The organism is Paenibacillus sp. FSL L8-0644, assembly GCF_038008165.1.
In the GTDB taxonomy this organism is placed as follows: Bacteria; Bacillota; Bacilli; order Paenibacillales; family Paenibacillaceae; genus Paenibacillus; species Paenibacillus polymyxa_D.
The window spans coordinates 2,600,870-2,620,965 of record NZ_JBBOYN010000001.1 but is presented as its reverse complement, the minus strand read 5'-3'; the positions used below and the strand labels follow the sequence as shown (position 1 = coordinate 2,620,965).

17 protein-coding genes, 1 pseudogene and 1 riboswitch are annotated in these 20,096 nt (G+C 42.7%); of the genes and pseudogenes, 4 read left to right on the top strand and 14 right to left on the bottom strand.

The features are described from left to right. Window positions 1-161: 161 nt before the first annotated feature. From NSS94_RS11850 to NSS94_RS11810, 9 genes and pseudogenes are all read right to left on the bottom strand, one after another. On the bottom strand, window positions 162-1,820 hold the full coding sequence (locus tag NSS94_RS11850) for an extracellular solute-binding protein (RefSeq protein ID WP_341039345.1): 1,659 nt from the start codon (window positions 1,818-1,820) through the stop codon (window positions 162-164). A gap of 47 nt (window positions 1,821-1,867) precedes the next feature. Next, window positions 1,868-3,274 carry a response regulator transcription factor gene (locus NSS94_RS11845; RefSeq protein ID WP_165150634.1) on the bottom strand — a complete coding sequence of 469 codons (1,407 nt, stop codon included), beginning with the start codon at window positions 3,272-3,274 and terminating at the stop codon, window positions 1,868-1,870. Between the two features lie 2 nt (window positions 3,275-3,276). Continuing rightward, on the bottom strand, window positions 3,277-4,983 hold the full coding sequence (locus NSS94_RS11840) for a sensor histidine kinase (protein ID WP_069011467.1): 1,707 nt from the start codon (window positions 4,981-4,983) through the stop codon (window positions 3,277-3,279). A 547-nt stretch (window positions 4,984-5,530) separates the two neighbouring features. Next, window positions 5,531-5,881 carry a hypothetical protein gene (locus NSS94_RS11835; protein WP_341039344.1) on the bottom strand — a complete coding sequence of 117 codons (351 nt, stop codon included), beginning with the start codon at window positions 5,879-5,881 and terminating at the stop codon, window positions 5,531-5,533. A 259-nt stretch (window positions 5,882-6,140) separates the two neighbouring features. Then, on the bottom strand, window positions 6,141-6,848 hold the full coding sequence (locus tag NSS94_RS11830) for a response regulator (protein WP_029515325.1): 708 nt from the start codon (window positions 6,846-6,848) through the stop codon (window positions 6,141-6,143). Next, on the bottom strand, window positions 6,841-9,537 hold the full coding sequence (locus NSS94_RS11825; RefSeq protein WP_341039343.1) for a sensor histidine kinase KdpD: 2,697 nt from the start codon (window positions 9,535-9,537) through the stop codon (window positions 6,841-6,843). The genes NSS94_RS11830 and NSS94_RS11825 overlap by 8 nt, the downstream gene beginning before the upstream one ends. A 315-nt stretch (window positions 9,538-9,852) precedes the next feature. Further along, window positions 9,853-9,969, bottom strand: a pseudogene (locus NSS94_RS11820) (hypothetical protein); the annotation flags it as partial. Next, on the bottom strand, window positions 9,970-10,107 hold the full coding sequence (locus NSS94_RS11815; RefSeq protein ID WP_341039342.1) for a hypothetical protein: 138 nt from the start codon (window positions 10,105-10,107) through the stop codon (window positions 9,970-9,972). An 83-nt stretch (window positions 10,108-10,190) separates the two neighbouring features. Further along, window positions 10,191-12,287, bottom strand: a complete 2,097-nt coding sequence (locus NSS94_RS11810) for a starch-binding protein (RefSeq protein ID WP_341039340.1) — start codon at window positions 12,285-12,287, stop codon at window positions 10,191-10,193. A 535-nt stretch (window positions 12,288-12,822) separates the two neighbouring features. Between NSS94_RS11810 and NSS94_RS11805 the strand changes: the two genes are divergently transcribed. Next, window positions 12,823-15,669: an alpha-amylase family glycosyl hydrolase gene (locus NSS94_RS11805; protein WP_069011470.1), complete on the top strand. Its 2,847-nt coding sequence runs from the start codon at window positions 12,823-12,825 to the stop codon at window positions 15,667-15,669. A gap of 287 nt (window positions 15,670-15,956) precedes the next feature. Here NSS94_RS11805 and NSS94_RS11800 read toward each other — a convergent pair whose 3' ends face one another. Next, complete coding sequence (locus tag NSS94_RS11800; protein ID WP_341039338.1) at window positions 15,957-16,220, bottom strand: hypothetical protein; 264 nt, start codon at window positions 16,218-16,220, stop codon at window positions 15,957-15,959. Window positions 16,221-16,258: 38 nt separating this feature from the next. Here NSS94_RS11800 and NSS94_RS11795 point away from each other — a divergent pair, with 38 nt between their 5' ends. Next, window positions 16,259-16,516 (top strand): hypothetical protein, encoded by a 258-nt coding sequence (locus NSS94_RS11795; protein WP_341039337.1) that lies wholly within the window; start codon window positions 16,259-16,261, stop codon window positions 16,514-16,516. Between the two features lie 11 nt (window positions 16,517-16,527). Then, window positions 16,528-17,181, top strand: a complete 654-nt coding sequence (locus tag NSS94_RS11790; RefSeq protein ID WP_341039335.1) for a helix-turn-helix domain-containing protein — start codon at window positions 16,528-16,530, stop codon at window positions 17,179-17,181. Window positions 17,182-17,327: 146 nt separating this feature from the next. Here the strand turns inward: NSS94_RS11790 and NSS94_RS11785 are convergent, their stop codons facing one another. The 4 genes from NSS94_RS11785 to NSS94_RS11770 all read right to left on the bottom strand — a co-directional run bounded on the left by NSS94_RS11785 (window position 17,328) and on the right by NSS94_RS11770 (window position 19,262). Then, the gene (locus NSS94_RS11785) at window positions 17,328-17,642 is read right to left on the bottom strand and encodes a DMT family transporter (RefSeq protein WP_023988641.1); all 315 of its coding nucleotides are present in this window, start codon (window positions 17,640-17,642) and stop codon (window positions 17,328-17,330) included. A 3-nt stretch (window positions 17,643-17,645) separates the two neighbouring features. Beyond that, window positions 17,646-17,987 (bottom strand): DMT family transporter, encoded by a 342-nt coding sequence (locus tag NSS94_RS11780; protein ID WP_029515332.1) that lies wholly within the window; start codon window positions 17,985-17,987, stop codon window positions 17,646-17,648. Window positions 17,988-18,082: 95 nt separating this feature from the next. Continuing rightward, window positions 18,083-18,181, bottom strand: a riboswitch (guanidine-I (ykkC/yxkD leader). A gap of 83 nt (window positions 18,182-18,264) precedes the next feature. Next, a complete protein-coding gene (locus NSS94_RS11775; RefSeq protein ID WP_341039332.1) occupies window positions 18,265-18,783 on the bottom strand; it encodes a GNAT family N-acetyltransferase in 519 nt (172 codons plus the stop codon). Window positions 18,784-18,809: 26 nt separating this feature from the next. After that, window positions 18,810-19,262, bottom strand: a complete 453-nt coding sequence (locus NSS94_RS11770; protein WP_029515334.1) for a MarR family winged helix-turn-helix transcriptional regulator — start codon at window positions 19,260-19,262, stop codon at window positions 18,810-18,812. A gap of 113 nt (window positions 19,263-19,375) precedes the next feature. On the opposite strand from NSS94_RS11770, the gene NSS94_RS11765 reads away from it, so the two are divergent. After that, complete coding sequence (locus NSS94_RS11765; RefSeq protein WP_340885403.1) at window positions 19,376-20,038, top strand: YczE/YyaS/YitT family protein; 663 nt, start codon at window positions 19,376-19,378, stop codon at window positions 20,036-20,038. Window positions 20,039-20,096: the final 58 nt, after the last annotated feature.

Below are 20,096 nucleotides of genomic sequence, written 5' to 3'. Positions count from 1 at the left end.
AGCATTTATCCTACCTACCGACATACATTTGTCTATCCTTACTTACTAATCAAAGTGAAGAACAAAAAAAACCGGCAGCTCCTGAAACAGGAATCGTCGGCTTGATTAATGGAATTATAAACGTGCTTATAGAATTTATCGTATCACATTCATGATGGTCTTCAGCGATGGTTATGGAGTGCAGTCACCTCCACAGTCACTTGATCGCCCCCTTGTTTCTTCCATTCCTCGACAAATTGATCAAATGAATCGGTCGGTTCAGCGCCTAAAATAATTTTTAAAAATGTATCATGTTCCAGTTTTGATAGTTCACCCCAAGCCTTCTCCATCGTTGGAGTTCGTATATAGGTAAGGCTTCGAACTTTATGGATGTTTGGATCGAAAAAATTTCTTCCGCCTACTAGAAGCGAATAACCCCGCATAAAGCTGTTGCTGTGTTCATTCCAATAGGAAATACCATATTGATCATAAGGCTTCAATTTGGTTTGTTTTATTGTCGAAACCAAATTTTCCAGCAATTTGTATTCAGACTTGTCCTTGAAATCGGCGGGTGTTTTGGTTCCCATCAGAATATCCTGCGCGGCCTTTGTTTCAAATCGTGCTTCATCTGTCGGAGCTAAGAAATTGCGGCCCAGCATAAAACGCGTACCGTACTTGAACTCATCACGAAGGTACAGATTGTTAATTTTTATGATCGCTTCGGGATGAGCATATCCTTTTCGTACCACCAAGAATGAACTTGACGGATTATCCACCTTCACATGGTATGCACCGTTTGCATCCAGTGGGAGTGCGTATGCTTGCCAGTTCGCCTCCGGCTCGTTCTGCCAAGCGCTCGGAAGGGGCCAGTACCCAGCATAAAAACCTTGAAAGAACATCCCCGCCTGACCGTTAATAACTGTTTCTTCCGCTTCTTTGCGGAGACCCAGTTCTGGATCGAGAAGGCCTTTGGCGTACATTTCACGCAGTTTGACCAAGGCGTCCTTCGTTTCCGGTAGAACCGAACCGTATACAGGTTTTCCATCTTTGCTCAGCCAATATCCCGGAAAAGATCCATATGCTGCGAAGATTGGCGTTAGATCAAAAGAAAAAGCACTGTTGTTGAAATCGTTATACAGTCCAGTGCTTGAAGCAAGGCCAATCGTATCCCGCTTACTGTTTCCATCTGGGTCATTCTCCACAAAGGCCTTGGCGATAGCTTCCAGATCATCTACCGTTTTCGGCGGTTTCAGTCCAAGACGGTCCAGCCAATCCTGTCGAATCCAGAGCATGCTGAAGTCTTCCGCTGTCACAGAAGGAACAGCCATTATCTTGCCAGCGAAGGTCACTTGTTCCATAGCCAATCCGTTTGTGCTATCAATAATTTTTTTTATTTCCGGTGATGCGCTGCTATTGTATGCCTCGGTTAGATCTTCAATTTCACCAGCCTTGATCATCTCGTTCAGCTGCAGCTGATTTACAATCATGGCATCCGGCAGATCATTGCTGGCGATAGCCAGGTCGATTTTCTGACTCAGATTTTCCTTCGATACCTGCCATAATACCTGGACATCAATGTTAAGGTTTTGTTTAATCACCGTTTTCCATATATTCTTCTCAAGTGTTTCTCCTCCAGAGAGATCCGCGCCTGTTGGGTCTACCGCAAATCCCAGTCGGATGGAAACGGGATGTTCATATTTCCCAAATGGATCGGCAGCGGCAGTGTCCGAGATTGTTTTCGTTGGTCCCATTGGTGATTCCCGGAAGTATGGTTTGCTGAAATATACGGTCACTGCAATTAAGCTGACGACAAGAACACATGCAGCCATCTTCTTAATCATCGCTTTCCCCTCTTTCGCCCGGTTTATTGGTCATCTGGGAGAGTACGCTATTTATCCCCTCTGCCGAGGTGTCGATATTCGCTTGGCAGCAGACCTGTCAATTCGCGAAAAATTCGGCTGAAATATTTTTCATCCGTATAACCCACTCGCTCCGCAATCCAGAAAATCGTGTTGTTTGTATTCAATAAATACTCTTTAGACTTCTCTATTCGTATAAATCGGGAGTACTCATTAAAGGTTTTCCCCATCAGATCCTTGAAGCATTGACTGAAATAGCTTCGGCTGATGTTCAGTTGCTGGGACAGACCTGAAGCTGTAAAAGCTTGGTCCAAATCATTGTGCATGATCATAATCGCTTTTTTCACGGCGTCTACAATTTCCTGTGAATACGAAGTCTGTTCATCTGACTTACGAATGCCCTCAGAGGTCTGCTTGATCCACTCTTCTACCTCGTACCAGGATTGAAAAGAATGGATCATTGAGATTCTACCCAGCGTAGTCTGGGCAAAAAGGTGATTCCATTCCATAACTATAGAGTATAGCAATCCCATCAGCTGGCCTTTATGCAGTCTTAGTGATTTGAGCTGTTCAATCAGTTGGTTGTAGTAACTATCGTTGTGGGTCCATGGTGATAGGAACCAACTTTGCTTAATACGATCCATGTCTTCATCCTTCGGTTCTATTGGAAAAGAGTCCTCCACATCCATCGAAACGGCAATGACAGGATCATAAGGGTTGTATGCATAGAATAAGGACGTTTCTGTATAATTCATAATCCAGTTTTGGATTTGCGACCATGTTCGGTCTTGTACATCGGATATAACCAGCAAGGCGCCTTGGGGAACTTGATCCAGGGATTCCTTCAGTTTATGGAACAGCTGATCCTCTACGTCCATGGGTGCCGTCCACATCCAACAGTTCCGTTCAACCTCCCATCGGATCTCGTCTACATTGGATGTCAGTTCAATCGGCCAGCTCTGTCCTGACTTGCGATCCAGTGAAACAAGTGCATACACATGGCGATAATGGACATTGGTCTCACTTAGCAGAGGCAGCTTTCGTCTTGTATTCGCCAGTTCGTCAATCCGAGCATGTATTCGATGCAGCACGTGTTCGAATTGCTCCTTCTCGAGCTGAACTTTGGCTATATAGTCGATGGCTCCAAGTCTGAGCGCTTCTTGGATATAATCGAAATCTTGATGCAGTGTTAATACGACAATATGTAGTTCTGGATAGAGCTGCCTTGCAGCTCGCATCAGTTCAATACCTGACATCACCGGCATCGCGAGATCGGTCAACATCAGATCGACCGGTTGGGCTTTCAGAAAATCCAGTGCTTTCAACCCGTTACTTGCTTCTCCTACAACCTCCATATTGAACTCGTTCCACGGCATCGCAGAGCTTATTCCTTTTCGTACTAATTTATCGTCATCCACTATCAATACCTTAATCATCCTCAGACATCTTCTCCTTTGATAGGAAGTATGAGCAGTATACTTGTCCCTGTACCCAATTCACTTTCGATCACCAGTTGTGCTTGATCTCCGTACTGTGCCCTCAACATGCGGTGGACATAATTGAGTCCAATGCCCATCCCTACTTTTTTATGTTCAGTTATACGATTATTCAGAAGTCTTTGAATCGCTTCCTCGGTCATGCCTGCTCCATTATCCTGTATTAAAATATTCAGCGTTTTAGCAAGTGTAACTTCAATTTGAATAAAACCTTCGTCACTCAGTCCATGATAAAGTGAATTTTCAACCAACGGTTGCAAAATAAAACGAGGCACAGGTATTTGAAGCACTTGATCATCCGCTGAAATACGTACGTCAAATTCAAAGTCATATCGAATTTGCTGCAGGATTAGGTACTGTCTTAGCGCATCAATTTCCTCTTCCATCGTGGATACTTGCCCTAATTTACCCAAATTGTAATACAACAGCTTGTTTAAGGATTGCACCAACTTGTCAATCTCCCCTTGTCCGTTCATGACGGCCAGCCAGTGCACAGTATCCAGCGTATTCATCAGAAAGTGAGGATTGATCTGATATAACAATTTTTCCACTTCCAAATCTGCACGAATCTTCTCTTTCTGCTGCACTTCCTTGAACAGGTCGCCGATTTGATGCTGCATATTTGAGAATTCCCCCAATAGAAAATCAAACTCGGGAATTTGAGTGCGGGTCTGGCTGCCTGCCTTTTGTGGATTCTGAGACATTCCGTTAATTTCCGAATGGAACAGACCTAATGGTTTGTAAACCATCTTCCACAGAAGCCAAGCCAGAAATACGGTAAAGCCGAGAAAGAATAAAGCGACCAGTAATATTTGAAGCAACCACTGGTTTTTCTCCTGTTGATACTTAGCCTGCGAAATTACCGATATGACGCTCCAGTTCTGAGTGGAGTCCTCCTTAAACCAATGGTAATCACGGGATATTCCATCTTTTGCAGTACCTTTCGATATGCTGGAAAAATTCTCTCCGACCTTCATCGCTTCTGGAATTTCACTGTAAACAATGTTGCCCTCACCATTCAGGATTAAATGCGATAAAGCTCCTTTGTATTGATTGTAACCCAGTATATCCTGTGTAAGACGAAAGCCGGATTCGATGTAAATATATACATCGTCCCTTTGAGGCAGCTGTACCTTTCGCATAGCAGATAAAACAAGCTGATCATCAAATCGGTTCATACTCATATGGGGACCATAGTACGCAATGCCATATGATTTGGAAAGCACAGGCAAAGACTCGGGAGAAAAACGATCTTTGATGGGAAAGTTAGCGAACTGTGTAGTGCCTTCTTTCTGGAAATAGTATAAGGTCAGACCTATATTCGGATTAGTAAACGTTACGACATTTAACTCATTCTTTAATTCATCTCTAGCCTCAATCAATTCAAATATATTGGAGGAAGGCTTCAAGACTTCATCCAGTTTTTTGCCTAATGTACCACTATAGGATAATTGCTGAGTAACATGATTCAGGTTGGTAATTGAATTTTCCAGTGATGAAGTTACCTGCTGTAGATTGCTCCTAATTCCATCATTGATTTTATTCGCAAAAATGGAATCAATGGTATAGTAAGAAATTGCAAATATACTGATAAAGGGAATAAATGCGCTGAGAAAAAACAATAAAAAGATTCTTTTTTTAAGTGTCATTCCGACCCATTCTCCTTAGGTAAATGAAAGAGCAAGCCCCTGGTTATGAGCTTGCTGTTTATGAATAACAGCTCTATCAATTATCGTCTTCCTCATAGGCAGCGACCTATTTGAAAATTGGCGACATCTTAATCCGATTCAGATTGAAAAAATCAGGATACCTCCATCTCGGGGAGGTCCAATTCTGTTCATAATTATAGATTGATATTCAAATATGTCAAACGCTTTCATGGAATTCATAGAACTTATTCTCTCTTCCTCTTTGCATACATCGACTTGCCGTTTTTAATTGCTTATTGTAGTTGAATTTTCTGCATGTAAAAAAGACTCACTCCGTCTTCAACAAGTGGAATAAGCCTTCTAAGCTTTCAATAACATTTTCTACTCCTAATTCTTACAAATGTTGTTGTTGATCAGGATTGGATGCCAAAGCAACAAATAATTTCTCTCCTTCACTCAGCACTTGTAGAAATTGTTCTCTGGCCAAGTTGGGAGCAAACACCAGTAACGCGGCCTAACGATTCATATTTTTCCTTCTTACTAACGTTTAGCTGTAAACCTCTTGTTCCAGCACCCGATTTACAGCCTTGATAAAGGCAAGATAACCACCATCTGTATCGTGCCGATGAGGAAGAGCCAAAAGCATTGTCTCTTCAACCTGGTTATCGTCTAACTCATAGCTGTTTGTCAGGATTTCTCTGATCTCATCGACGGGTGTACCGAGAGCAAACTTCTGAGCTGCTTTATAGATATCATAGTTCTCATAGATATCATAGTTCTCATAGATATCCTTCCGTGTCAACTTCTGCAAATCGATAAAATCATATATTTTTTTAACGAAATACAGCACCGCCAGCACAATTGAGATCAGACCCGCAATTGTTAAAATTTCATTCATTCCCCATACCTCTTTCCCTTTCCACTCAGTTGACAGCTTAGCCGATGAAACAGACGAACATGGGAGTGCCCATCTCACATGCCAAACCTCCTTATCCTCTCTACTTCCGAATTCAGCGTAACATTTTCACCATTAGTTTAGGATTAGGGTTTTCATATAGGTATAAAGATCACCTTAAGATTTAGATGACAGATGAAAAATAAAGAGACCATGCTCCAAAAGAGCATGATCTCTAATTACATCATTATAATATGATTACCTAGCCATCATCTCCAACCTGAAGCATACGATAACCAACTCCGATATGTGTTTGAATAAACTTAGTTTGTGATGATGTTTTTTCTATTTTTTTTCTCAGCGTTGCCATAAACACACGCAGGGCAGGAATGTCATAGCTGTGGCTGCCCCAGATTTCATGCAGAATAAAATTATGGGTCAGTACTTTGCCTACATGTTTTGCCAGCAGGCAAAGCAGTTTATATTCGCTTGGGGTCAGGTGAATTTCTTCTTCACCAATCCATACGCATCCTGCTGCATAATCAATTCTCAAATTTCCATTAATAAAGCTGGAAGCATCCTTCAGGAGCTTATCACTGTCATTTCGAATTCTTCGTAAACTGACTCGAAGTCTGGCCAGCAGTTCTTCTACACTGAAGGGCTTTGTTAGATAATCGTCCGCTCCAGCATCCAGCGCATCTATTTTATCCCGATCTTCGCTGCGTGCGCTGACCACGATAATAGGCATATTCGACCATGCACGAAGCTTTTTTATGATATCTACACCGTCCATATCCGGCAGCCCCAAATCCAGAATCATTAGGTCCGGCTGCTTGGATACTGCTTCTAAAATCGATGCTTCCCCTGTTTCAGCCGTATGGTATTTATAACCCTGTGTCTCCAGGGTTGTCGTAATCAGCTTGCGGATGGGTTTATCGTCCTCCACAACAAGGATAAAAGGTTTATTCATGAACATTCACTTCCTCAGCTTGCAGGGTAAAATAAAAAATCGTCCCTTTAGGGACATTGTCCTTAACACCAATAGTACCTCCATGAGCATTCACAATTGATTTGCACAGAGAAAGCCCCAGCCCTAATCCACGGCGTCCGTCCCCATGAATGTTGTCTGCCGTATAAAACATCTCAAACAGTCTGACCTTGACTTCTTCTGAAGAAATACCGGGGCCATCATCTGAGATTTCTACAACGACTATATGTCTTTCGTGTCTTGCGGAAATCGTGATGTGAGAGCCATCTTGGGTATACTTGATTGCATTATCAATCATATTGATCAATACCTGAACAATAAGTCGGGAGTCCATTCGAGCCATCATCAATTCATCATCCAATTCCGTCTGAATGACATGCTTCACACTGTTGCGATTCACATGAAGCAGAGCCTCCGAAATGACTTCCTCCATTAATTCTGCCTGAAAATTAAGATTTAGAGTACCACCTTCGATTCGACTAATGGACAGCAAATTTTCTACTAAATTGATCAGCCACATGGAATCGTCATATATATCCGTATATAGACCTTTTTTTTGTTCCTCGTTTAGTACCTCTGAGTTTCCAAGAAGAATCCCCGCATTGCCTGAGATGCTGGTAAGAGGAGTGCGTAAATCATGAGAAATGGACCGAAGCAGACTGGCACGGAGTTGCTCCTGCTGGATTTGCATGGAGATCTCTTGTTGTCTTTCGTTCAGTTTTTCTTTCTCCAGCGCCAGCGCGCATTCTCCCAGCATGGCAAGCATTAGGCTATTTTCAAAAACTTCTAAAGGTTCTTCCTCATCCATTACAATAGCTGCCACCGCAAGAACCTGATCTCCTCCACGCACCGCATGATATAGACACTTAGCGCCAAAAAAAGTATCCGTCGTAGCTCCTGCACGCTTGTTGTTTTTATATACCCACTCTGCAACTGCACGTTCGTAGCCTCCTGTGTAGACCCCTGGATCAACTGCAGATTCTTTCTTTGGAAAAAACTGCGGCGCCAACAGTACCCCTTGGTCAACTGAATAGAAAATGACCATTCTGTCCAACAACTTCACCATTTGATGCGCCATTTCATTAATAATAGCCGGAGAGTCTTTGGCCTGTTGCAATTTCCGGCTTGTTTCCAGAAGCACCTCGGTACGGTAAGCTTTTTGCGCGGATTGCCGAGCCTGCTCTCTTACTCGCATAGTTAGTGTACTCGTCATGAAAGAAGCAGCCAGCATGACCAGAAAGGTGACCGGATAGCCTGAATCATAAGCCTGTAAAGAATAATAAGGCTCGGTAAAGAAATAATTAAACACAAGTACACTCATAACCGAAGAAATGGCGCTATACATTCTGCCCTTGGTCACAATTGCATTTAACAAAACCCCTAGAATGTACACGGTGATAATGTTAGCTTCTCGGAATTCCAAATACTTAAACCACAAGCCAATAATTGTGCACACAGCCAAGATAACAATGGTCTTGATAGTATCTGCCAACGACAGCATTGGGTATTTTTCGTAAAAAGGCAATCTTTTATATAAGGAGGACTGAGTATAGGGGATAATATAGATTTCAATATTAGGAAGCAAGGCCGTTAGTTTATCCATTACATTGGATTTTGCAAGCCCTCTCCTCTTGTAAGGGGAGCGTCCTAGGACAATTTTCGATACATGGCTTGTTTTGACATATTCGGCAATCTGTCCTGGAATATCGTCTCCATACATCGTTGCGATTTGTGCACCCATTTGCTCAGCCAGCCTAAGGTTTTCCCTTAACTCCGCTTTATTTTTTGATGTCAATTCTCTCACTTCTGGTGTTTCCACAAACAACGCGGTGAAATGACCATGAAAAGCTGCCGCCATTCTTGCTGCTGTTCGGATCACTTTCTTATTGGAAGCAGCCGAAGACAGGCAGACCAGAATATGTTCTTTCGTATCAGATTCATTTGTTATCGCCTGCTCACTGATTTGCTCCGCAATTCGGTTTAACTGACTTGCTGTATTACGCAAAGCAATTTCACGTAGAGCCGTCAGCTTCTCCTTGGTAAATAAATGAGCCTGTGTATTCTCCCCCTCAGGATAAATCTTTCCCCTATTCAAACGTCCTATTAAATCATCCGGTTCAATATCGACTAATTCCACCTGATCAGCACTGTCAAATACACTGTCCGGTATGCGTTCGTCAACGGAAATGCCAGTAATGGAGTAAACAATATCCGTTAGGCTTTCGAGCTGTTGAACATTCATCGTCGTATATACATGAATTCCTGCGCGAAGAAGCTCCTCGACATCTTGATATCTTTTTTTATGTCGGCATCCTGCCGCGTTGGTATGGGCCAAATCGTCCAATAATATAAGGTCAGGGCTTCTCTGGAGCGCTTGGTCCAGATCAAATTCCTTAGTTGAGGATTCTTTATTTGAAATTTTGATGTAAGGAAGAAGTTCAAGTCCTTCCAACAGCGCCGCAGTGTATGGCCGGGCATAATGTTCAATATATCCAACTACGATATCTATACCCTCTTTTTGCTCTTCGTGGGCGTCGCTAAGCATCGCACAGGTCTTCCCAACACCTGGTGCATATCCAACATAAACCTTCAATCTTCCTCTTCTTTTCCTTACCGGCAAGTCAGTAATTTGATCAAATATGGACTCGGCATCGTTCTGTTTTGCTGCCATCCTGTGCCCACCCTCTATTATATATCTCTCAATCCTTAGTATATCATGGGCAAAATCAGTACCGTATTACGAATTTGCCTACAGCATTAAGATTGTATTAAGATCCGTTCTTATGTAATAACATCCTTAAAGAAGCCTCAAAATCCTGATTCTATACTAGCTTTCTCAGTGGAAGGATAGCAGCAAAATAATATAAAAAACTTTCTAAAGCTGGCTAAGTGCGAACTTAAATAAGTTTCAGTTTTTTTGAAAAGCCTATACAACAAAAAAAGCCGCCAAAATAGCGACTTTTAATAGGACTATGTTCTTGTCCCTCGACAAATGCTGATCTGAACCGCCAAGCTCAATATTGCATTGCAAAACGACCGAGCCGCAACCTTGCATTAGCGGGTAAAAGAATTCATGCAATGAGATAGGTTTCCCAAAAGCCATTCATACAAGCCGCTCCCCTGGACCTCCCGACCCAGCTGTATTTTCTTTCTTGGAAGTCAACATCTTCTCGCTTGGGCTTTGTGCTTTGGCGAAAGTATAGCTATTGTTCGTTTTCCCTATAGCGTTGCTAGCTGTCACTTCCAGCGTATAGCGGGCACCGGGCAGATCACCCGTGCCTATCGTTAGTTTGTGGTCGGTAGTAAAAAACCGCCGTTCAGTCTCTAAGTACCACTGTCGACATCGGTGTAATTGAGCGTGATTTCCTGACTATCCCCTTGGAATGTTCCTTCCGGTTTATCGATCGTAACCGTCGGTTTTGTCCCATCGGGATTTTGCGGAGTAATCCGTCCTTCCTTGATCCATCTCTCGCCACTTACGGCATATCCAGGCATTTGCGATCCGGGTATCTGATTTCCATTTGAGTTGAATATGACCTTCGCCTGCGTCCAGTCCGGGGCTCTATACACATACCAGCCGTTGCCTTCATTCTGCATGGCCACGCCCGGCCAAGCTGAGCCTTCCCTGAGCGGAGTCACGGAATCATCGTAGTAGTAGATGTTCGGTACTCCCCAGCCGGAAGGCTTGTAGAAATGAACGGTCATGCCCGAGCTCGGTTCCTCCTTCGTATATCTGAACATCTTCTCTGTTTGACCAGACAAATTCGCGGCGACTATTTTCAGAACAAACGTCGATCCGATTGGAGTTCCAGCGCCAATGCTGACCATATCTCCCGAACTGAACGGAGTCACCGGCCCCCCGTTCAAAGTGTAGGTTGCCGAGTCTGCATTGGAATAGTTCATTCTCACGTTAACAGAATCTGCAAAGAAGGTACCTTCCCCAGGATCGACGGATACTGACGGAGTTTGTTGCGCTGCGCTATACAGTACGGCGATCCTGCCTCCATCCAGATGGCCGGTAATTCTGCCGTTCGACACCGTAAACGATCCACCGCCATTGGCCTTGTTCTGGTAAACGCCGTCCTCCAGTCTGGTAGGGGAGTTGATTTGAGCATTGCCTCCAAGATTCACAATCGTCATGCCTTTGGTACCGCGTTCAACCTGCATAATTTGATTCCCTTGCGTCCTAATGTATTCGTCTTGACCTACCATGGCATTGTGGAACTTGTTAATGGCAACGACGTCCGGGTCCTTCCAGAGCGTATTCCCCGCATCGCCGAGCCGATTCGCAAATTTCCCACCTCCTGTCGGTCTGTTGAAGAACAGAGAGGTCGTCTCCGCCCGGGAGGCGATGATTGCCCAGCCCATTTTGATTTGCCAATCGTTCAACCCCGTCGATTCGCTGTTGTCGTTGGCATAAGTGTCATGCGATTCGACCCAGGTAACTAATTTGGAGGGGCTTACATTATTAGCGTTAAAAGATTTGGCCGCATCAACATTGATGCCACCGTGATAACCAACGGCGCTTCTGACACTGTCCCCATAGCTGGAGGCGGCCAAGCTGAGGTAATTGGCATAGCCGGCAAAGTTGTCAGCTCCACCTTGAAGCACTTCTCCGTAATTAAACAGTCTATCTTTATTGTTTAACGAACCCAGTACCCGGGGCCAGAAGTTGGAGCCCCCCGGATCGTTGGGCAACTCAATATGCTTGGCGGCGTCGAATCTGAAGCCGTCGGCGCCCAAGGAAATGGCGTCATTCAGGAAGCCGATAATGATATCTTGCAATTCCTGGTTAGACGTGTTGAGGTCGGGCAGACCAATTCCCCACTGTGTGACTTGCCAACGGTCATTCCAGTTTTCCACACCTCTGGCCTCATGCCAGAAATAGCTGTTATTCTTGATTGCCGAATCAACATTATGCGCCGGCTGATACTGCTGATTTCCACCGCCCGCATTCCCCGTATGATTGGCGACAACATCAACAATGATACTTATGCCGTATTTATCCGCTTCCTGGCAAAGCTGTCTGAAATCATCCCTGCTTCCCAATTGAGAGTTGCCGATTTTAAAGTTGATGGGCTGGTACAAAATCCACCACTTGCTGCCTTCTGTCAACCCTTCCTTGCTGGCTTGGATTGGCGAAGTTTGCACCGCTTTAAATCCCGCCTGAGCCAGTTCCGGAAGGTTCCTGGTGATGTTGTCAAAAGACCAGTTCCACGCATGAAAAATAAGACCATCCTTCGTTCTTTCCGGGAGTTCGTAGTTTGCGACAGCCGATAGCTTCGCATCCGAACCTCCTAACTGCCGAACATCGGCATTCGCCTGTGCTTCGGGAGTAAAGCCAATCGTTTGCAACAACAATACGACAAAAAGAACGATACTCCAGGTACGCCTCAAGATGGGGCTTGTCTTCCTCCTCATACTAAACTCTCCTTTTAAATTTTATTTTACAACCAACCTCTCTTGAGAGATTAGGAGTAAATAAAAGAGGGCAAAACAACATGTATACGCTTCCAAAATGGGCAATCGTTTGCATATAATTGAGCTCAATGACATGATTTCATTTATTTGACAACTTGTCAATGCTTATATTAAAGATAAATTTCCAACGGCCTTTTTTCTCCCTCATTATTATTCACTGTGCCTTCAAGACTTTTTGGACGTTGACTTCAATTACGAACTGGTTTTCTTAGATTTGAATAATGTCCCTGCAATTGCATTGACTAGTAAAAGTATGGTTGATATAATCATAAAAGGAAAAATCATTGGTATAGTGCCCTGTGGATTTTTTTTTATATTTTCTTTTGTAAGCGCGTACAATGATTATTTCCCTACATACCATAGAGGAGGCGATCAATGAATCTATTTTATCCAAATAAATGCCTTTCTTTTTTTTACTTTTAATGCAACCGGTTGCAAAATCCATTCCACTAAATATTATCAGGAGGTTGTTAACTTGCTAAGAAAAAAAACTGGGAGTTTTATTTCTTGGTTGATTATTTTATCGCTTTGCTTCAACTTCTTCGGCTTACCCGGCGTAGCTTCGAGTAACAACGATTATACAGCCACCTACACGAATTCCACAGCGACTGCTCTTCCATCGACAACCGCTTCGATCACGTCTACCGTTACCGCAACGTATACACCTACCACAACAACTAAATCAACTCAAACTGGGTTAACGGTTCACTTTAAGAAACCTTCAAGCTGGAATTCAGCGATTCGAATCCATTACTGGAACCTGAATCCGGCAAGCGTTCCGATAAGCGGGGCGTGGCCGGGAATCCTGATGAAGTCGGATGGAAATGACTGGTACAGCTACACCATTGCCGATGCCACAGGCTCAAGCCTCATTTTCAATGACAGTAGCGGCAAACAAACGGCCGACTTGTCCCGCAGTGTGAAAGAGGGCTGGTATTACACAGATAACACATGGTATGATGTCAGCCCGGAAATGCCTAAAATTCCGGCGATTTCCGCCTCTCCTGTACCCAAAACATATGATTCGTCCCAAACGGTGACGCTTTCCAGCACCAACAGTGATGATAAGATTTACTATACGATAGATGGTTCGACACCTACGACATCCTCGACCTTGTATACCTCTCCAATCCAAGTTGCTTCCTCTTTGACCATTAAGGCCTTCGGTATCAACTCAATCGGTCAAACTGGAAATGCATCCTCTTTTGATTATGTAATTGACCTGAATGCAGATCTGCAAGCTCCGACAATCACAGCGAATTTGCCTGCCGGGCATTCTGATTCCTCGGTGACTGTATCCTTTAACCTGAAAGATAACAAGGCGGCAACGACCAAGGCATACTATACGGAGGATGGTACAGAACCAACCACAAGCTCAAAAGTCTATATTCTCGGCAACGCGCTGACCGGATTGACTGGACCGTCTATTCTTATCTCCAAGACTACGACATTAAAATTTCTCGTTATAGACGGCGCTGGTAATCAAACCAAGCAGAGCTTTGTTTATAATATTGGAAATAAGAAGGATTTTCGGGAAGACACCATCTATTTCGTGATTACTTCTCGGTTCTATGACGGTGATCCGAGCAACAACGTGCACGCATGGGATGATGGAAAGGCGCGCAATCCAGATTCGGACCCGGCTTGGAGAGGAGACTTTAAGGGGCTGATTCAAAAGCTCGATTATATCAAAGCCCTCGGATTCAGCGCCATCTGGATTACACCTGTTGTGCAAAATGCCAGCGGTTATGATTACCATGGTTACCATGCTTTAAATTTTGCCAAAGTAGACCCACGGTATGAATCGGCGGGAGCTTCTTATCAGGATTTGATCAATGCAGCCCATGCCAAAGGGCTGAAGGTTATTCAGGACATCGTCGTCAATCATACGGGTAATTTCGGTGAAGAGAATCTGTACCCCATGTTCAAGAAAGATCCGGCTAAACCGGATACTGCTAACAACTTGGTGAAAACTACGGATAAGCTGCCACCAAACTATGATACTATGACACCCGATCAGCAGTATCAGGCAAGGCTCGCCTTAATGAAGAACGAGGGAACGAACAATAACATTTACCATACAGAGAAAAGTCTTTCCTGGGAATCCTATACGGTTCAGACTGGTCAGATAGCGGGAGATTGCGTGGATTTGAACACGGAAAACCCTGCAGTTAACAAATATTTAATTGATACCTACAATCACTATATTGACATGGGTGTTGACGCTTTCCGTGTCGATACGGTGAAGCATGTGAGCCGGTATATTTTCAATAAATACTATATTCCTGCCTGGAAAACAAGAGGCGGCTCGGATTTCTATATTTTTGGAGAAGTAGCCACACGTTACAGAGATGTTTGGAACAGTGGAATTCCGGCGATCTCGACGCCATTCTATACTTGGAAAAGCTCGAAATCGTATCCGGGCGATGGAAAGAATGACTACGCCTCCAATAAAGCGTCAGTTGAACAAGAGTGGACGGACAACTCTACTACAGCAGGACAGCCAACCTCGAACAATGCTCTCTTAAACGGAAATACCTATCATACGCCTGACTATTCGATGAAATCGGGCATGGATGTGATTGATTTTCCAATGCATTGGGCATTCAAGACCGCGCATGAAGCATTCAATATGAGAAGTGGCGACCAATACTATAATGATGCTACGTGGAATGTAACCTATGTCGACTCGCATGACTATGCTCCTGACCAGGCTCCGGAAAATCAAAGATTCGCGGGCACACAGGACACTTGGGCTGAGAATCTCGATCTGATGTTCACCTTCCGCGGAATACCCGCTATCTTCTACGGCTCCGAAATCGAGTTTCAAAAAGGGGCAACTATTGATACAGGTCCAAACGCACCGCTAAGCAAAACGGGACGAGCATATTTCGGCGATCACGTGGAAGGCAATGTTACGGTACAAGATTACGGCAAATACACAAATGCTACTGGCACGCTTGCGGAATCGCTCAACCATCCTCTGGCGAAACATATCAGACAGCTTAATTTAATCAGAAGAGCTGTTCCCGCCTTGCAAAAAGGCCAGTATTCCACAGAGAATGTGTCGGGCAATCTGGCGTTTAAGAGAAGATATACCGACAGTGCCAAAGGCATTGACAGCTTTGCATTGGTCACGATTTCAGGAAACGCCACGTTTACCGGAATTCCGAACGGAACCTATGTGGATGCGGTGACCGGTGATTCCAAAACCGTTACTGATGGCAAGATTACCCTGACATGCTCCGGCAAAGGAAATGCAAGGGTATATGTATTGAATGGTAGAGGTGGAATTGGAGAAACGGGAACCTATCTGAAGTAAACGGTAGTATGTCTTAGATAACTGAAGCAACCTCAGTTCGGTATTGCACTGTGCTAAGGTTGCTTCCAATTAAAAAGTATATCTAAGAGAGAGAGGCAGGATATTGCTCTGAACTAAATTTTTAACGGATGGGAGTGAACCAAGATGCCCCAACGACAGCTTCTATGTGCGTAAATTCTTCCGTATATTTAATGACCAACAACCATCAAGTATTAGTGGGTTATCCCGCCCCTAGAACTTATAAAGCGTGAGCACGTACCCTGCTCTCTTGTCCATTCCGTTGTTGTTTATCCCCCCTGCATTGCTCCCCGAAGGATAGAGGCTATCAGACGCTTAATGAATGAAAAAAAATGATTTAGATGGTCGGCAAACAATTTAGGATTTTCCATAGCGGCGAAATGACCGCCTTTATTCGCTTTCTCCCAGTACGTAATATTATAGACGCGTTCTACCCAGCTTCGGGGAGGCGTGGGCAGCTCCTTGGGAAATAAGGAAACCCCTGTTGGAACAGTAACGCGCTGACCTTCGGTGAAATGCAGTTTATTATTCACGCGATCCCGAGACCAACGACTGTTGGATAACAGCTTTGGTGTACGTACATGGTATAGAATTCGCGCAGGTCAGTGTTATGGAACTGGATCGTAAATTTACAGATATTGATTTTGAACTAGTGCAATTTCTTTGTGAGCTGGTTTCGGTAGAATTGCAAAAGAACGACTTTTATAATTGTAGTCAAGGAATGATGCATAGCTTTTTGCTTTCCGAACTGCTCACAGGCGAGCTCAATGATGCTAATGTCATCGCAATGCGACTGGCTCATCTGGACTGGACGCTTACACCTACCTAAGAGTGATGACCTTGACAGACCTGAAGAACAGCTTTTTTGACGGGAAAGTTCAGTTAGTTGCACAGCATATGATCCAATTGCTACCGGATAGCCGCTGGATCGTATATCAGGGACGCATTGTATTTCTCATTTCCCTCGTTGATTCATCCTGTAAAATCATTGCTGAAGACAAACGATTTCTAGAATTTCTCCAAGTAAACGGTCTAACTGCTTCGCTGAGTAACTGCTTTAGTCATTTAACTTTTTTGCGAAAATATTATAAGCAATGCCTAACCGCCGTCGAGATTGATTTCCAACTTAATTCAAACAAGCCAGTGTATATGTATGAGGACTATCTCTGCGAGCATATTGGAAAGATCATATCGGAACAGAACGATCTCGCTGACTTCTGCCATCCAGTTATCCAAAAGTTAATTGCTTATGACAATGGCCACAAAACAAGTTTACTGCCCACCCTTGAAGCCTATCTTCAATATGTGGACACTCCAAATCTTGCTGCTAAAACACTTTTTATTCATAGAAATACTTTGTTCTATCGAATCAACAGGATACGTGAGCTTTTCGAGGTTGATCTAAGCGATGGTGATATTCGCCTGAAGCTTCAAATGACTCTTCATTTTCTAAAACTGAAAACACAACGCGGCGATCCTGAAGATCAGAGATAGAAGGCTAAGAGTATGCAAAAAAACATGCAGACAAAATTTCTTATCGATACTTTGTCTGCACGCTGGTCTTTTCTAGCTACCATAAGCATTCAGATAGTTCGCTGCTGTTCTAAGATGAGCAGCAGTTTTTCTAATTCCATCATTATTCAGCTTACCAGCTTTAGGCCAACTGCTGAACCGAGTACCATCGCGATGAACAGAATCCTCGCGGTATTACGCGGTTCACTGTAGAAGATCATGCCCAATATGGCTCCGCCAGAAGCTCCAATACCGGTCCAGACAGCGTAGGCCGTTCCCATTGGTAGTGTTTCCATGGCCAGGGATAGAAACAAAAAGCTCAATCCAAAGCCTGCAAGCAAGTAAAAAGCAGACAGGAAATTCCGGTCTTTATGGAGCTTATTAATCATGAGAACTCCCATCATCTCAAATACGCCTGCCAAAATAAGAAATACCCAGTTCATACGTCAGTGCACCTCTTTTCCTTGTTTCTTCTCTTTACTCTGTATTTTGAGTCCTACAACTCCGAGCAGAAGCACCCCGATTAGCAACAATTTAGATCCCTTTACCTCAGCACCAAACAACAAAATTTCTGCTAATACAGTGCCGGCCGTTCCCAACCCGACAAATACTGCATACACCGTACCTACCGGAAGCGTACGGGAAGCCATAATCATGAGTATGAAACTTACTAAAATGGCAACTAAAGTGCCCCCCCATTCTAACCAGCCGCTGGCATGTTTCAGGCCGATGACCCATCCAACTTCGAATAATGCCGCAACTACAACAGATAACCATGTCTTGTTCATTCTGTGCTTCCTCCTTTTAGATAATGCTGGAAATGTAGTATGAATTTATAGCAGCAATAAAAAAAAGCCTGAGAGAATACTGCATACAGCAGTTTTTCTCCCAGGCTTTTATCCCTCCGTGGCACAGTACGACGACTGTGAGTTTTCTCTCGGACCAGCCGATATTACATCGCGGAACCCTAGAAAACATTTTTGAATTCAATTTTAGTTAACATTATACACAGTAGTGAATCAATCACAATATAAAATCAATAAAAATTCGTATATCTCCCTAAACTTATATCATTGTTTTGGTCATTATGAAATCAATTTGTTCTTCATCACCCATATAAAAAGAGTGTACACCAGTTTGAACAAACCCCATTTTCTTATAAAAAGCAATGGCGTTTTCATTTTTTTCCCATACACCAAGCCAGATTTTCTTTTTATTATGTTCCATTGCAATTTCCATAGCTTTATTTAGCAGATATTTACCAAGCCCATGTTTTTGAGAACTGTTTTTTATATAAACTCTCTCAATTTCGAGCGACTCATTACCCATTTTTTCGGATTGGGCATTGTTCATATTTACCTTTAAATATCCAGCAAGTTCTTCATTGAAATAGATGAAAAAGAATTCTGAAGAGTCGTTGGACAATTCCTCCTCCAACTGTTTAAAATTAAATGCTTTTTCCAGATAGGCATTCATATTTTCAGGTGAATTCTGATCCTTAAAAGTATCGTTGAATGTTTCAATACTTATTTCTTGGAGTATTTGTAGATCTTCACGGCTGCACTTTATTATTTTTACAGTCACTTTAAATTATCGCCCTTTCATATAAATCAGTAATTTCTCTTGTTCCCCTTTTTTACAAATTCCCATTCATCACCTATATTTTTTCTTACTCTTTGAAGAAGATTAAAAATGGTGTTTACTTCACTTTCCGAAAATCCCGCTAATGCAACATTATCCGAATAATCATGTTCTCTTTTTATAAAAGGATAGACTTTATTCCCTTTTTCTGTTGGAAAGAGTTTATTAATTTTTTTGTTATGCTGATCCTCTTCCTTTTCAATAAATCCGTTAATAACAAGTTTTTTTATAGCACGAGATGCGGTTGTTCGATCTACTTTTATCATCTCGGCTAACTTTTCTTGAATGATTCCTGGGTTTTCACATATTCGTACAAGGTATAAATATTGTCCTTTTGTAAGGTCATATTCTTTAAATTCGATATTGCTTATAGAATCTAATGCTCTTGCGATCATTCCAATTTCACGAAGTACTTCCTTCATAATGGACTCCTTTACCCCTGTTTTGTTGCAAATGCAATAAAAATGATATATATTGAATTTACCTTATTTTTATTGCATTTGCAACAAAAAATATTTTAAAGAGGTCGAGTAAATTGAAATATATTTTTTTCGTATTAGGAATTTTTATATTATCCCTTGGAATTTCGTTCACTATACAATCAGACCTTGGGGCTTCACCTTTTGATGCACTTTTAGTAGGACTGTCTATAAATGTGGGGCTTACTGTGGGAAGTTGGGAAATCATAATAGCTATAATATTGATAGGTTGTAATTCGCTTTTAAAAAGACAAACACCAGAAGTTTTGGGGTTGTTAACAGCATTTATAACGGGTATTGGTATTGATATGTGGCTTTTTTTACTGCACAATTTGATAACACCTGAACTATGGTACAGCAAAGTTGTTTGTTTTGGAATTGGTTTAGTTGTTGTAGGATTAGGAACTGCAACATATTTACAGACAAATTTTGCACCCATTCCAGTTGATCGATTAACATTAATCATAAAGGAATTAACTAAAACAAATCTATTTTTTTCGAGAACATTCATCTACCTTATATTCTTGATCATAGCAGTCCTTTTAAACGGACCCATTGGCATTGGAACCTTGTTAACCGTTTGTTTAGGGGGGCTAATACTCAATTACTTTATGCCATTTACTAAAAAAATACTTGACCGCATATTAACACACTCTGCTACATCACCAAATCATGAGAAAGATAAAAGATGTAATATCCAAGTTGAGACTGAAGCTTGATGCTCATATCTCTTTGTTTCGATCTTAAGTTTCTCTTGGTCGAGCTTCAGTCATAGCA